Raw genomic sequence first — 13338 nt, 5'->3', positions numbered from 1 at the left:
TCTTGCGGGATGGATGTCGACGCGGTCCTGGCGCTGAGCCCGGACAAGCAGGTCGCCGGGAGCGCGGCCCGGCTGGCCGCGCCCGGCAACTGGAGCGAGCTCGGGCACGACGAGCACGCTCTGTGGGGCCTGTGCAAAGGCAGCGGCAAGAAGCCGTACCAAGTGTGCGTCGACCTCACCGACCGGGCCACCACATGTTCCTGCCCGTCAAGGAAATTCCCCTGCAAGCACGCCGTCGCGGTGCAGGTCATGCACGCTCGCGGCAACGCACCGGCAGGTCAGCCGCCGGAGTGGGTGAGCGAATGGCAGCACCGCCGGGAGGTGCGCAAAACGCCGAAGCCGCTCGACGACTCGCCGGAGGCCGTCGCTCGGCGGGCCGCGCAGCGGGCGAAAACCGTTGAGGCGCGGGACCTTGCTGTGCAGGGCGGGGTGGCCGGGCTGCGTGAGTGGCTGGCCGATGTCGCCCGGCGCGGTGTCGCCGAACTCGCCGGGCGGGATCGCGGGTGGTGGGAGTCGATCATGCGGCGGATGGTCGACGCGCAGGCTCCTGGCCTTGCCGGAGCGTTGGAGGATCTGGCAACCGTGGTCTTCTCGGGCGGTCAGCACTGGGCCGAGCGCGCCGCTGATCGCCTTGGCAGCCTGCACCTTCTTGCCACGCTCGCGGCCAATCCGCCGCCTGAACTGAACGACGTCATCCGTATGCGCCTCGGCTACACCGTCACCGAACAAGAGGTGCGTGAGAAACCCGCTTGGCACGACTCGTGGGTTGTCCTCCTTCGCAAGGACGAGGACGACGGTCGCGTACGCACAACCCGTCAGTGGGCGTGGGGGCGTGAACGGCGTGAATGGGTGACGGTCATTCGTCACGCGGCGGGCAACGCGATCCCTGGACCTGCGCTGCCTGTTGGGGAATTCACCGGCGATCTTCATCCGTATCCGGCGGGCGCACCGCGTCGGATGGCGGTCGGCGACCGCGACCCGTCGACGGCCGCGCGCCCCATCGAGCTCTCCGCGACTTGGACAGATGCCTTGGCAGGCTTGGAACCTCTGCTCCGCCAGGACCCGTGGCAACGACTGCACCCGTTGACGTGCAAGCACGTCCGGCTGGCCGAAGGTCTGCACGCCATCGATGCCGACGGGCGTGCCTTGCCTGTCGTCGACGACCTCGCGGCCGACCGTGCACTGGCGATTCATGGTGGCCAACCGTTTGACGCCATCGGCTTGTGGGACGGCTGGTCATTCCGGCTGGGTGCCGTGGCCGAGCCCGGTGAAGCGCCGGAGGTGGTCTCATGAGCTGGTCCGAGGCCACCCAGAAGATCATCATCGGCTCACCGGACCCTGAGCAGGCGCTGGCCGATTGCGCGGCGTATGGCCTGGCCAGACGGGGTGGCCGGATCGCGCCGACGAGTGACGCCGAGCCGATCGCGCCCGCACCGAACGACAACCGCAAGGAAGCGTCGCCGCGGGTAGGCGCGATCTTCAGCCAGGTCATGGCGACCGAGGACAACGAGATGCTGCGCGAATGCTGCCTGGCGCTCGACCGCGCGAACCTCGTCGTGCCGTATCGCCAGTTGCCGGACATCCTCGCGGCCGCAACGGCTCGATCCGTTGTACGAGACGCGGTTCTGCCCGCGCTCGGCTCGCGCGGCCGTTGGCTCGCGCAACGCCGTGTCGGCTGGGCATGGGCCGCGGGCGACGGCGTTGAGGACACCGTCATCGACATCGACGATGCCCTGGACCTCTCGCCGGTCCAGCGCAAAGCACGGCTCAGCACGGCTCGCAAACAGGATCCCGAGCGGTTCCGGGCGTACATCGTCGAGCACTGGCCCGAGCTGCGCCGGGTCGAGGACCGCAAGCTGCTCATCGCCGCACTGTCGGAAAGCCTTACCGCAGCGGATGAACCGGTCCTCGAGCAGGCTCTCGACGACCGGTCGGCCAACGTTCGCGAAGAAGCGGTCGCGCTGCTCAGGAGGATCCCGGGCTCCGCACTGTCCAAACGCGCCGAACAACGCCTGCGCAGTGGCTTGCTTGAAGAGACTGTCGACCTGCACCCGGACGGTCCGTACGAACAGGAGCCGACTCGGGAGGAGTTGCGTGACTCACCGGTCCGCCGGACGGGGTCCGCGCGGCTGAAAGCCGACGCTGCCAGTGTGTCACCGGATTTCTGGATCGAGTGGCTCGGGCCGAAAGCGCCGCGCAAGCTGCGGCTGAGCACGTGGGGTACCGCGCTTCTGCAAGGCGTGGCGGAAAACCTGGCCGCGGCCGAGGATCCCGTCCCGTGGCTGACCGACCTCGCGTCGACCATCAGCTCGACGGCACTGCTCGACACGCTGGACAAACTCCCGGCCGAGATGTTGGGCCGAGTGCTGATCAGGCTCGCGGGTTCGTGGGACGCCAACGAACTCGACTACTTCTGCGGGCTGCTCCCGTCACCCTGGCACCCGGACGTGACCAGGGTGGTGCTGGAGCGATTCGCCGAACTGGCCGACCGTGGCTGGCGCGTCGGCCGTCCACCCGAAGCCTTGTTACGCCGCGGCGACCTTCGCGTCCTGCACGACCACTGGCCGCGGATCGCCACCCGCTGGCCGGTCCACGGCGCCGAAGAACTCGTCCTGCGGCTGCGAACCGAACTTCACGAAGAAATCGAACGGAGCGAAAACCCGTGACCACACCGACTGTGCTGCGCCCCAGCGCGGAAACGCAGTACGCCGACGAACTCGTCGCGCTCGCCGCGACCGACGACAAGCCGCGCCCGCCGCAATGGAAGCTCTCGCCTCAGGCGGTCGTGCGCTATGTCCTCGGTGGCACGCTGTCCGACGGAACTGTCATCACGCCCAAGTACGTCGGCGAACGTCGCCTCGTCGAGGTCGCGGTGGGCACGCTCGTGACCGACCGCGCGCTGTTGCTTGTCGGTGTCCCCGGCACCGCGAAGTCATGGCTCTCCGAGCACCTGGCCGCCGCGATCAGCGGAAATTCCACGCTCATCGTCCAAGGTACGGCCGGCACCAGCGAAGAAGCGGTCCGGTACGGCTGGAACTACGCGCGGCTGATCTCTGAAGGCCCTAGCGAGGCCGCTCTGGTGCCGAGCCCTGTGCTGCGCGCGATGCAGACCGGTGCGGTGGCGCGGGTCGAGGAGCTCACGCGGATGCCGGCTGAGGTGCAGGACTCGTTGATCACGATCCTGTCCGAGAAGGCGTTGCCCGTGCCGGAACTCAACCTGCAGTTCCAGGCGATCCCCGGGTTCACACTGATCGGGACGGCCAACGACCGTGACCGTGGCGTGAACCAGATGTCGTCCGCGCTTGCCCGGCGGTTCAACACCGTTGTGCTGCCGCCACCGGCCACTGAGGACGCCGAGGTGGAGATCGTCAGCCAGCGCGCCGCGCAATTAGGCCGCGCGCTGGAACTTCCGTCCGAACCGCCAGCGCTGGACGAGGTCCGCCGGGTGGTCCGCATCTTCCGCGAACTGCGCGGCGGGAGCACGGTCGACGGCCGTACGCAGCTCAAGAAGCCGAGCGGCAGCCTGTCGACGGCCGAGGCGATTTCCGTTGTGACCAGCGGAATGGCGCTGGCCGCGCACTTCGGCGACGGCAGTCTCGGAGCCGACGAGCTGGCCGCGGGCCTGCTCGGCGCGGTGATCAAGGACCGGGTTTCGGACACCGCGGCCTGGCAGGAATACCTCGAAGCAGTGGTCAAGGAGCGCAAGGAATGGCGCGACCTCTACCGGGCATGCCGGGAGCTGGATCCGGCTTGATGAAACCGATTCCCGACCGGGTGACCTTATTGGGCATCCGGCATCACGGTCCTGGCTCGGCCCGCATGGTCCGTGCCGCGCTCGACGTGGTGCGGCCGCAGGTCATCCTGGTCGAAGGACCACCGGACGCGGACAACCTCATCGAGCACGTCGGTGAGCTCATTCCACCGGTGGCGTTGCTGCTGCACGACGCGGCGGATCCGTCGGAGGCGGCGTTCTGGCCGTTCGCCCGCTTCTCGCCGGAATGGCAGGCGCTGACGTGGGGTGCTCGGCACAACGTCGACGTCCGGTTCGCCGATCTGCCCGCTGGGATCTCGTTGGCCCGTGAGAAAACCGAGGAGGTCGACCGGGTCGTCGTGGATCCGCTTGGCGTGCTGGCCGAGGCGGCCGGGTTCGACGACCCGGAACGCTGGTGGGAGGACGTCGTCGAGCACTCCAGCGCGGAGCCGACACAACTCGCGGCCGCGGTCGCCGAGGCGATGACGGCATTGCGTGAGGAGTTCGCCGACACGGTCGACCAGCGCACCTTGCAGCGCGAGGCGTGGATGCGCCAGGTGCTGCGGAAGGCTTTGACCGACTACGACGGCCCGATCGTCGTGGTCTGCGGTGCATGGCACGTCCCGGCTTTGCAACAGTTGCCCGCGGCCAAGGCCGATGCTGACCTGGTCAAGGGCCTCACGAAGCGCAAGATCGCGGGCAGCTGGGTGCCGTGGAGCCATGGTCGTCTCGCCGCGACGTCGGGATATGGCGCGGGTGTCGCGTCTCCTGGTTGGTACGCGCACTTGTGGGAGTACACAAAGGACACGATCCCACGCTGGATGGCACGCACTTCGCACGTGTTGCGGGAGGAAGGTCTGCCCGCGTCCACGGCGAGTGCTGTCGAGGCCGTCCGGCTCGCTGACACGTTGGCCGCGTTGCGTGGGCGTCCGTCGCCCGGGTTGTCCGAGGTCAGCGAGGCCGCTTTGGCTGTGCTGTGCGGCGGTGACGATGTCGGGCTCCGGATCGTGCACGAGAAGCTCGTGGTGGGCGAGGAACTCGGCCAAGTCGGTTCAGGTGTTCCCCGCTCGCCCTTGGCCACGGACCTGGAACGGTTGCAGCGCAAGTTAAGGCTGCCCGCGAGCGCGGCCGAGAAGAACATGCGGCTCGACCTGCGGCGGGACATCGACCGCGGCCGGTCGCGGCTGCTTCGGCAACTGCACGTGCTGGATGTCCGGTGGGGTGAGCCAGACGAGACGACCACGCTCGGCACGTTCGCCGAAGCGTGGACCGTCCGCTGGGATCCGGGCCTCGCCGTCGCCGTGGCCGCCGCGGCTCGCCACGGTGCCACCGTGGAGGGCGCGGCCGAGCATGTCCTTCTTGAGCAGGCAAAGTCCGCCGAGACAGTCGCCGATGCCGCCGAGGTGTTACGTGAGGCGGTGGCGTGCGAGCTTGTCAACGCCGTGACGGCCGCGCGGGCAGCGCTGGACCGGTGCGCAGCGGCGGCAACGGATGCTCTGGAGTTGTTGCAGGCGTTGCCCGCGTTGGCCGGGACCGTTCGATATGGATCCGTTCGCGGGACGGATCCCGAGCTGCTGCGGGCCGCCATGCACGGCTTGCTGGCGCGTGGCTCGGCCGGTCTTCCGCTGGCCTGTCACGGAATCGACGACCAGACAGCGGAAGTCGCTTTGTCGACAATGGACAAGGCGCACGAAGCCGTTGTCCTGGCGGCGGATGAGGAGCACACCGCAGGTTGGTGGGAGGCGTTGCAGCGGCTCGTCCGCACCGACCCGCCAGCACACGGTCTGCCAACCGGCCGTGCGACACGGTTGTTGTGGGAAGACGACCGTCTGGACACTGAGGCCGTCGCGGTCCGGATGCAACGGGCCGTGTCAGCCGCGGGTACAGGCACGTCGTTCGTGGCGGGCTTCTTACGTGGCTCGGCTGTCCGGCTGGCGGCTGACCCACGATTGCTTGGCCTGGTTGACGAATGGCTCACCGGGTTGCCCAACGACGCCTTCGAGGACGCGTTGCCGTTGCTGCGGCGCGCGATCTCCAGCTTCTCCGCACCCGAACGCCGCACACTCGCCGAACGCGTCGCACAAGGCGGCGGTCCAGCCGTGCTGGTCGCCGACGACGGCGACCCAGAACGCACCGCACGTCTCGTCGAGTTCGTGCGCGGGCTTTATGAGGGGGCAAGGGTATGAGCGACGAACGACTGCGCCGGTGGCGTCTGCTGCTTGGCCCCGAGGCTGATCAGCTGACCGGCCTTGGCGAGGACGATTCCCGCCGCGACAGTGCGTTGACCGCGCTGTACGGCGGCGAAGGCGATGGCAAACGCGGTGCGGGTCTTGGTGCCAGTTCGCCCAAACTGCACCGCTGGCTCGGCGATGTGCGGACGTACTTTCCGAAGTCAGTCGTCCAAGTCATGCAGCGTGATGCCGTGGAACGTCTCGGCCTGACGAAGCTGTTGCTTGAACCCGAACTGCTGTCGTCGGTCGAGCCGGACGTCAGCCTCGTCGGGACGCTGGTGTCGTTGTCCAGCGCGATCCCTGCCCGCACAAGGGAAACTGCGCGGGCGGTGGTCCGTCAGGTGGTCGAGGAGATCGAACGCAAGCTCGCCGACCGCCTGATCGCCGCGGTGAACGGCGCCGTCGACCGGTCCCGCCGGACCAGGCGACCACGCATGTCCGATGTGAACTGGTCGGCCACCATCCGCGCGAACCTCAAGCACTACCAGCCGGATCAACGCACGCTCGTGGTGGAAAGCCTGATCGGCTCACACCGCAAATCCCGCAGCGCGGCACTGCGCGACGTGATCCTCCTGGTCGACCAGTCCGGCTCGATGGCCGAATCGGTGGTGTACTCCGCCGTCTTCGGCGCGACGCTGGCGTCGCTCCGGTCGGTCACCACGCGGCTGATCGTCTTCGACACCGAGGTCGTGGACATGACCGAAACCCTGGACGACCCCGTCGACCTGTTGTTCTCCACGCAACTCGGCGGCGGCACGGACATCAACCGCGCGGTCGCGTACGCCCAACAACACATCCGTCGTCCCGCCGACACCGTGGTCGTGCTGATCAGCGACCTCTACGAAGGCGGCGTGGCCGCCGAACTGCAACGCCGCGTCCGCGAGATGGTCGCCAGCGGCGTCATGGTCGTCGTTCTCCTCGCCCTGTCCGACAGCGGGAAACCCGCGTACGACCACGAACTGGCCGCCCGCCTCTCCGCCATCGGCGCGCCGTCCTTCGCGTGCACGCCGGATGCGTTCCCCGACCTGCTCGCCACCGCCCTCCGCCGCGAAGACGTCGCCGCATGGGCCGAACAGGAAGGCATGGCCGTGGGGCGTTAGTCCAGGGCGATCTTGATGCCGAAGGCGACCAGGATCGTGCCGGTGACCGAGTCGAGGACCTTGCGGACCTTCGGGGAGGTGAAGAAGCGCTTCAACAGGCCGACGAGGTTCGCCAGAACGCTGAACCAGACGGCGCTCACCAGGACCGCGAGGGCGGAAAGCAGCAGGGTCTCGCCGACGTGCGGTGTGCTGGAGAGGAACTGAGGCATCAACGCGACGAAGAACACCGCACACTTCGGGTTCAGCAGGTTGGTGACCAGGCCCTGCCGGAACGCCACGCCGGCTCCTGTTGCCGTGAACTGGGCCTTGACCTGCACCTTCTCGCCCCGGCGCCACGCTCCGATGAGGGCTTTGAGCCCGAGGTAGCCCAGGTACACCGCGCCGATCAGTTTCACGACGGTGAAGGCGATGGCTGACGCGGCCAGCAGGCTGGCCACACCCAGTGCGGCGACCACTGCCCAGACGAACACGCCACTGGCGATCCCCAGGCCAGCGGCCACGCCCGCGCGCCTGCCGGACACCGCTGCGTGGTGGGTGACGATGATGAAATCCGGTCCCGGCACCATCGCGGCGAGCAGGACGACGCCCATGAACGCGAGCATTTGCACCCCAGAAACCATGTCGCGAGCATAACCCCAGTTCGCGACCGGTTTTCCGGCCCAATCTCGCCAACCACGACCCCGGTCACTGCCAGATCGGGTCCGATGCACGCTGAGTCATCCCACGCCGACCGACGTCGCGGGCTGGACACCACTGCACCCCGTTGTCACCGACCAGCGATGTACGGCCTCTGGGCGAGATAGATCGGATCATCCGTACCTAACAAACGTTTACAAGACTTGACCACTCCCGTCCGACCCGCCTAGTTTCGAGGAAACATCGGAGGTATACGACACACCGGGTAGGTGGCAGAGTGGCCGACCTCAACCGACGCACGATCCTCTCCGGGGCACTGGCGGGCCTCGCAGGCGCCACGTTGGCTTCACCCGCTCAGGCACTCTCCATGCCGACGGCGCAGGGTGGCATCGACTGGCCGCGGTTCCTCGCGGGTTCCGATCTCATCTGGCGGCGTGTGCCCCAGACTTGGTACGAGGGTCCGTTCTTGGGCAACGGGTTCCTGGGTTCCGGCATCTACGCCGAGCCTGGCCGCAACGCGATCCGCTTCAACGTGCAGCACACGCAGGTGCAGGATCACCGGCCCGAGTTCGGCTCGCTGTTCGGCCTGGCCAGGCTGCCGATCGGTTACTTCACGCTCGAGCCCGTCGGCACCATCACCGCGCTCGACTGGCGCCTTGACCTGTGGAATGCCGAACTGCGCGGCACGCTGACGACGTCGAAAGGAAGCCTGTCGCTGCGCGCGGTCGTCCACAGTGTCCGGTCATTGCTGATCGTCGAGGTCACGCCGTCCGAAGGCGAGCGCGCCTTCAACTGGGTCTTCCACCCCGCCAAGGCCGTCAGCCCACGCACTGACCCGGTCTTCGGCCGTGAACCACCCGCCGGTTACACCGCGAACCCGCCTGCCCAATTGCACACCAGCGGTGACGTCAAACTCTCCGTGCAACCGTTGCACGCAGGCGGCGAACACGTCACCGCGTGGCGCGAGGTCACTCGCGGTTCTGTCCGCACCTTGTACACGTCCGTCGCGTGGTCACATCCAACGAAGACCGCTGTAGCCCAAGCCCAACGGGCCGTACGGGCGGTCGTTCCGTTGTCCTCCTTCGTCCGTGATCACCAGGCGTGGTGGCACACGTTCTACCAACGCAGCTTCCTGTCCATCTCGGACAGTCGCTTGCAGTCCTTCTACTGGATCCAGCTGTACAAAGTCGCGTCAGCCGCACGCCGCGACGCGCCCGTGATGGCTACCTGTGGCCCGTGGCTCGAGTCGACGCCATGGCCCGCGACCTGGTGGAACTTGAACGTACAACTGGAGTACTGGCTGATCCACGGCTCCAATCACCTCGAACTGGACGCCGTCACGTACGCGTTGGACAAGTTCCGGCAGAACCTCCGTGACCAGGTGGCCGCGCCATACCGCGCCGACTCGTACGGCATTCCACGCACGACCGACATGACGTTGCTGAACGGTGCCGGGACCGGCACTTCCGGTTACGCCGTGGGCATTCCCGGCAAAACCTCACCGACACCTGAGGTCGGCAACCTGACGTGGGCGCTGCACAACGTCTGGCTGTCCTATCGGCACACCATGGATCCGAGGATCCTCAACGATGTGCTGTTCCCGCTGCTGCGCGGCGCGATCAACTACTACCTGCATTTCCTCACCCGTGGCTCCGACGGGAAACTGCACCTGCCGTTCACGTTCTCCCCCGAGTACGGCGAGAACGCGCCCGACTGCACCTACGACCTGTCGTTGATCCGTTGGGGCTGTGCGACTCTGCTCGCCACCGCGCCCGACGACGCACTCGCCGGACGTTGGCGCGATGTCTTGGCCACCCTGACACCGTATCCGGTGGATGCGAACGGCTACATGATCGGCGCTGGTGTCCCGTTCGCGAAGTCCCACCGGCACTATTCGCACTTGCTGCAGGTGTACCCGCTGTACGAGATCACCTGGGAACAGCCGGAAAACCGCGCCCTGATCGAGAAGTCGCTCAACCACTGGATCAGTTTCGAGGGTGCGCTGCAGGGCTACAGCTTCACCGGCGCCGCGTCGATCTCCGCGCAGATGCTCCGCGGCGACAAGGCCGCGTTCTACCTCGGCGAACTACTGCGCCGATTCGTCCAGCCGAACACGATGTACAAGGAGTCCGGCCCGGTCATCGAAACCCCGCTGTCGGCGGCCCAGTCCGTGCACGACATGCTCTGCCAGAGTTGGGGCGACGTCATCCGCGTCTTCCCCGCCGTCCCGTGGCCCGACGTGGCCATCCAGAACTTCCGCACCCAAGGTGCGTTCCTGCTCAGCGCCTCCCGCACATCCGGCCAAACCCGCTGGCTGCGCGTCCTCAGCGAAGCCGGCGCCCGTTGCGTGATCCGCCACGACATCGCAGGCGCCATCGCCGTCCGCAACGCCCAAGGCCGCGACCTGCCGTACCGCCACATCAGCCCGGACACCATCGAAATCGCCCTACCCCGCGGCTCCGAGGCCGTCATCCACCCAGCAGCCGACCGCCCCGACTTCACCATCTCCCCAGTCCCCACCACACCATCCGCCCCATGGGGCCTCCCCTGACCAGCCTCCACCACAACACCAATTCCCTTGGGGGAACCCCTAATTTTCACGCTACCGCAGGGGTCCGACAGAAACCGAGTCTTCGCAGGTCAGGAGTGACCTAACTCAGCGAGGCGCCGTGTCAGGAAGCGGCGTTCGGCGTCGGTCGGGGCGAGTGCCAGAGCTTCGCGGTAGGCCGCAGCGGCTTCGTCCACACGGCCGAGGCGGCGCAAGAAGTCCGCGCGGGTCGCGGGCAGCAGATGGTAGTCCGCGAGTTTGCCTTTGTGCTGCAAGGATTCAAGCAAGGCGAGGCCTTCGGCGGGGCCGGAGGCCATTGCCACCGCGACCGCGTGGTTCAGGGATATGACCGGTGACGGGTTCAGTCGCAGCATCGCCTCGTACAACATCGCGATCCTAGGCCAGTCCGTGTCGGACGCCTGCCGCGCTGTCGCGTGGCATGCCGCGATTGCGGCCTGGAGCTGGTAAGGACCCGTATTTCCGTGCTCGAGCGCGGCGTCGAGGACCGACACTCCTTCGGCGATCGCGTCCTGGTCCCATCGCGACCTGTCTTGGTCTTCCAGTGTCACGAGGTCACCGGCGGCGTCCAGGCGGGTTGCCCGGCGGGAGTTGTGGAACAGCATCAAGGCGAGCAGGCCGCCCGCCTCGGGCTCGGATGGCATCAACTCGACCAGCAGCCTGCTCAGGCGGATTGCCTCGTCCACCAACGAATATTCCGAGTAGCCGTGGTTGAAAAGCAGGTACAGCACGCCCAACACGCCTGCGGTCCGCGCAGGCAACAATGCGGCGGGCGGTACGCGGTAAGGAATGCGGGCGTTGCGGATCTTCCGCTTCGCGCGGACCAACCGCTGGGCCATCGTTGCTTCGGGGACCAGGAACGCGCGGGCGATCTCCGGGGTGGTCAGCCCTGTCAGGGTCCGCAATGTCAGTGCTACCTGGGCTTCCAGCGGTAGCGCCGGATGGCAACACGTGAACATCAGCCTGAGCCGGTCGTCCGGGAAATCGTCCTCTGTGGACTCTGGAACACCGACGATCGCGATGTCCCGGGCACGGGAGGATTCCGCTGCTGCCCGGCGGATACGGTCGAGGGCGCGGTTCCGCGCCGTTGTCGTGAGCCACGCCCCAGGGCGGCGGGGGACGCCGTCCTGGGGCCAGTGGGTCAGGGCGCGCGCGAACGCTTCCGAAGCGCACTCCTCGGCGAGATCCCAGTCGCCGGTGAGGCGGATCAGCGTCGCGACCACACGACCCCACTCCGAGCGAAAGGCCTCGTCAACGGCCTCTTTCACTCCCAAATCGGACGCACCTCGATCGCTCCGAACTTGGCCACCGGGTGCTTGGCCGCGATCGCCAGCGCCTCGTCCATGTCCGCGCATTCCAGGATGTCGTAGCCCGCTATCTGCTCCTTGGTCTCCGCGAACGGGCCGTCTGACACGAACACACCACCGTCGCGTGGCCACAAGGTCGTCGCGTCGGAGACGGGCCGGAGTTGGCTGCCCTCAAGGCGGCGGGAACCGGTCTCCGCGATCCAGGCGCCCGGATCGTCCTCTGTGGTCCCGACGAGTGCATCGTCCACGCAGACCCACATCATGAACTTCATCTCAGTCCTCCCAGTAGGGCCGGATCTCGATCGGGAATCGGCCCGCCGCCTCGTGGGTGGACGCCACCGCGATGGCTTCGTCCAGGTCAGCGCACTCGATCAGTTCCACGCCCGCGACCCATTCCTTGGTCTCGGCGAACGGACCGTCGGACACCAGCTGCTTGCCGTCGCGGACCCGTACGGTCTTCGATTCCGCAGGCGGGCGCATCAGATACCGGCCACGGCTTATGTCACGTTCTTCTAGATCAACCATCCAAGCCACGTGGCCGGACTTCGCGTTCAGCTCGTCGGGACTTTCCACCTTCGAGCCGTCGTCGCAGATCAACAGCATGTACCGCACTCCGGACCTCCTCGTCGGATCAGGTTCTCACCCACACGACGCGGCGACGACCGGAAATCGACACCTCGCCGTGTGTCGATTTCGCCGATCTGTCGCGTCGTGGTGATGACGAAGGAGGAATCCATGATCATAACCACGCGTGGTGCATCGAGCACGAGCACCGCCGGGACCGGCAAGAAGTCGACAACCGCCTCGGCAAGCTGGTCAAACGCCTGGCCGGGCGGCGCAGGACCCCCAGTTCGGGTGACGGCCACTTCCCAAGGACCGCCGATCCAAGTTAGGCTGCCCTAAGTTGGAGGTGACAGTGACCGAGACACCCACACCGGCCGAGCGTGCGCGCACTATCGCGACGCGAGGCGGCAAGGCAACGCTGATGCCGTCCGCCGAAGGCGCCGGGAAAGTCGTGCCACTGACACACCACGTGCACGCGGATGGCGTGGCCAGCGTGCTTGTCGCGCAGAGCAATCCGTTCGTGGCGGCCGTGTGGGCGGCGCCTCGCGGTGAGCTCGCCGCGATGCTCGAGCTCGCGGACACCGCTCCGGTCCCGTTGCGGGAACCAGTGCGTGGGCTGCTGTGGTTCACCGGGTGGGCACGGGCTCTGTCGGATGACGAGGCCAGGCGCGCGGCGATGCTGGTTGCCGAGGAACGCCCGGATCCGCGTCTGCTCGACGTCGGCCACGGCGCCACGATGCTCCAGCTCATCCCCGCGTCACTGGTCCTTGCCGACGCCGAAGGCACGCATTCCTTGCGACTGGACGATTTCACCGCGGCAACACCGGACCCGTTCTGCGCGTACGAGGCGGATTGGTTGCGGCACTTGGAAGTCGCACACACTGACGTCGTCGCCCTGCTGGGCCGCCATCTGCCGGACAACCTGCGCGGCGGGCACATCCGCCCGCTTGGCCTGGACCGGTTCGGGCTGCGGTTGCGTGTCGAAGCCATCGACGCCGACCACGACGTCCGACTCGCCTTCGAGCAGCCGGTGACCAACACGACCGAACTGGCGAACGAACTACGCCGCCTGGTCGGCTGTCCGTTCCTCGCAGAGACAAGAAAGTCTCATTAGCTGAACCGAGTCTCCTCCCGGGGCGTTACTAACCACTGGCGTGGCCCCTTTGAAGGTGAGGAGGCATGT

Annotated in this window: 11 protein-coding genes; 7 read left to right on the top strand and 4 right to left on the bottom strand. The window is 67.2% G+C overall.

What is annotated here, in order from left to right:
* The first annotated feature begins 9 nt into the window (after positions 1–9).
* Genes B9C43_RS16705 through B9C43_RS16685 form a run of 5 tightly spaced genes read left to right on the top strand, consistent with a single transcriptional unit; the run spans position 10 to position 7082 of the window.
* Positions 10–1293 (top strand): SWIM zinc finger family protein, encoded by a 1284-nt coding sequence (locus B9C43_RS16705; RefSeq protein WP_084427378.1) that lies wholly within the window; start codon positions 10–12, stop codon positions 1291–1293.
* Positions 1290–2666: a DUF5691 domain-containing protein gene (locus B9C43_RS16700; RefSeq protein ID WP_084427376.1), complete on the top strand. Its 1377-nt coding sequence runs from the start codon at positions 1290–1292 to the stop codon at positions 2664–2666. Before B9C43_RS16705 ends, B9C43_RS16700 begins: the two co-directional genes overlap by 4 nt.
* The gene (locus tag B9C43_RS16695) at positions 2663–3754 is read left to right on the top strand and encodes an ATP-binding protein (RefSeq protein WP_033381192.1); all 1092 of its coding nucleotides are present in this window, start codon (positions 2663–2665) and stop codon (positions 3752–3754) included. Before B9C43_RS16700 ends, B9C43_RS16695 begins: the two co-directional genes overlap by 4 nt.
* The gene (locus B9C43_RS16690) at positions 3709–5937 is read left to right on the top strand and encodes a DUF5682 family protein (protein ID WP_143446362.1); all 2229 of its coding nucleotides are present in this window, start codon (positions 3709–3711) and stop codon (positions 5935–5937) included. Before B9C43_RS16695 ends, B9C43_RS16690 begins: the two co-directional genes overlap by 46 nt.
* Positions 5934–7082, top strand: a complete 1149-nt coding sequence (locus B9C43_RS16685; RefSeq protein ID WP_084427372.1) for a VWA domain-containing protein — start codon at positions 5934–5936, stop codon at positions 7080–7082. The genes B9C43_RS16690 and B9C43_RS16685 overlap by 4 nt, the downstream gene beginning before the upstream one ends.
* Here the strand turns inward: B9C43_RS16685 and B9C43_RS16680 are convergent.
* Positions 7079–7702 (bottom strand): LysE family translocator, encoded by a 624-nt coding sequence (locus B9C43_RS16680; protein ID WP_033381196.1) that lies wholly within the window; start codon positions 7700–7702, stop codon positions 7079–7081. The two genes, B9C43_RS16685 and B9C43_RS16680, sit on opposite strands and share 4 nt — an antisense overlap.
* Before the next feature lie 293 nt (positions 7703–7995).
* Here B9C43_RS16680 and B9C43_RS16675 point away from each other — a divergent pair, with 293 nt between their 5' ends.
* Complete coding sequence (locus tag B9C43_RS16675) at positions 7996–10269, top strand: glycosyl hydrolase family 95 catalytic domain-containing protein (protein ID WP_084427370.1); 2274 nt, start codon at positions 7996–7998, stop codon at positions 10267–10269.
* Positions 10270–10358: 89 nt separating this feature from the next.
* On the opposite strand, the gene B9C43_RS16670 is transcribed toward B9C43_RS16675, so the two are convergent.
* The 3 genes from B9C43_RS16670 to B9C43_RS16660 are packed head-to-tail and all read right to left on the bottom strand — an operon-like array spanning position 10359 to position 12194.
* Positions 10359–11558: an RNA polymerase sigma factor gene (locus B9C43_RS16670; protein WP_235038648.1), complete on the bottom strand. Its 1200-nt coding sequence runs from the start codon at positions 11556–11558 to the stop codon at positions 10359–10361.
* On the bottom strand, positions 11549–11863 hold the full coding sequence (locus tag B9C43_RS16665; protein WP_084427366.1) for a YciI family protein: 315 nt from the start codon (positions 11861–11863) through the stop codon (positions 11549–11551). Before B9C43_RS16665 ends, B9C43_RS16670 begins: the two co-directional genes overlap by 10 nt.
* A gap of 1 nt (position 11864) precedes the next feature.
* Positions 11865–12194 carry a YciI family protein gene (locus B9C43_RS16660; protein WP_200825604.1) on the bottom strand — a complete coding sequence of 110 codons (330 nt, stop codon included), beginning with the start codon at positions 12192–12194 and terminating at the stop codon, positions 11865–11867.
* 313 nt (positions 12195–12507) lie between these two features.
* On the opposite strand from B9C43_RS16660, the gene B9C43_RS16650 reads away from it, so the two are divergent.
* Complete coding sequence (locus B9C43_RS16650; protein ID WP_235038647.1) at positions 12508–13269, top strand: DUF2470 domain-containing protein; 762 nt, start codon at positions 12508–12510, stop codon at positions 13267–13269.
* Positions 13270–13338: the final 69 nt, after the last annotated feature.

Origin of the sequence: Kibdelosporangium aridum (assembly GCF_900176515.1) — a bacterium.
GTDB lineage: Bacteria > Actinomycetota > Actinomycetes > Mycobacteriales > Pseudonocardiaceae > Kibdelosporangium > Kibdelosporangium aridum.
The sequence above is the reverse complement of the archived record's forward strand: the minus strand, read 5'-3'. Positions and strand labels throughout refer to the sequence as shown.

Excerpts from the sequence above, each read along its gene's own strand:
- B9C43_RS16680 (WP_033381196.1), bottom strand. The coding sequence starts at position 7,702 with ATGGTTTCTGGGGTGCAAATGCTCGCGTTCATGGGCGTCGTCCTGCTC.
- B9C43_RS16690 (WP_143446362.1), top strand. The coding sequence starts at position 3,709 with ATGGCGCGACCTCTACCGGGCATGCCGGGAGCTGGATCCGGCTTGATG.
- B9C43_RS16700 (WP_084427376.1), top strand. The coding sequence starts at position 1,290 with ATGAGCTGGTCCGAGGCCACCCAGAAGATCATCATCGGCTCACCGGAC.
- B9C43_RS16685 (WP_084427372.1), top strand. The coding sequence starts at position 5,934 with ATGAGCGACGAACGACTGCGCCGGTGGCGTCTGCTGCTTGGCCCCGAG.
- B9C43_RS16705 (WP_084427378.1), top strand. The coding sequence starts at position 10 with ATGGATGTCGACGCGGTCCTGGCGCTGAGCCCGGACAAGCAGGTCGCC.
- B9C43_RS16660 (WP_200825604.1), bottom strand. The coding sequence starts at position 12,194 with ATGCTGTTGATCTGCGACGACGGCTCGAAGGTGGAAAGTCCCGACGAG.
- B9C43_RS16665 (WP_084427366.1), bottom strand. The coding sequence starts at position 11,863 with ATGAAGTTCATGATGTGGGTCTGCGTGGACGATGCACTCGTCGGGACC.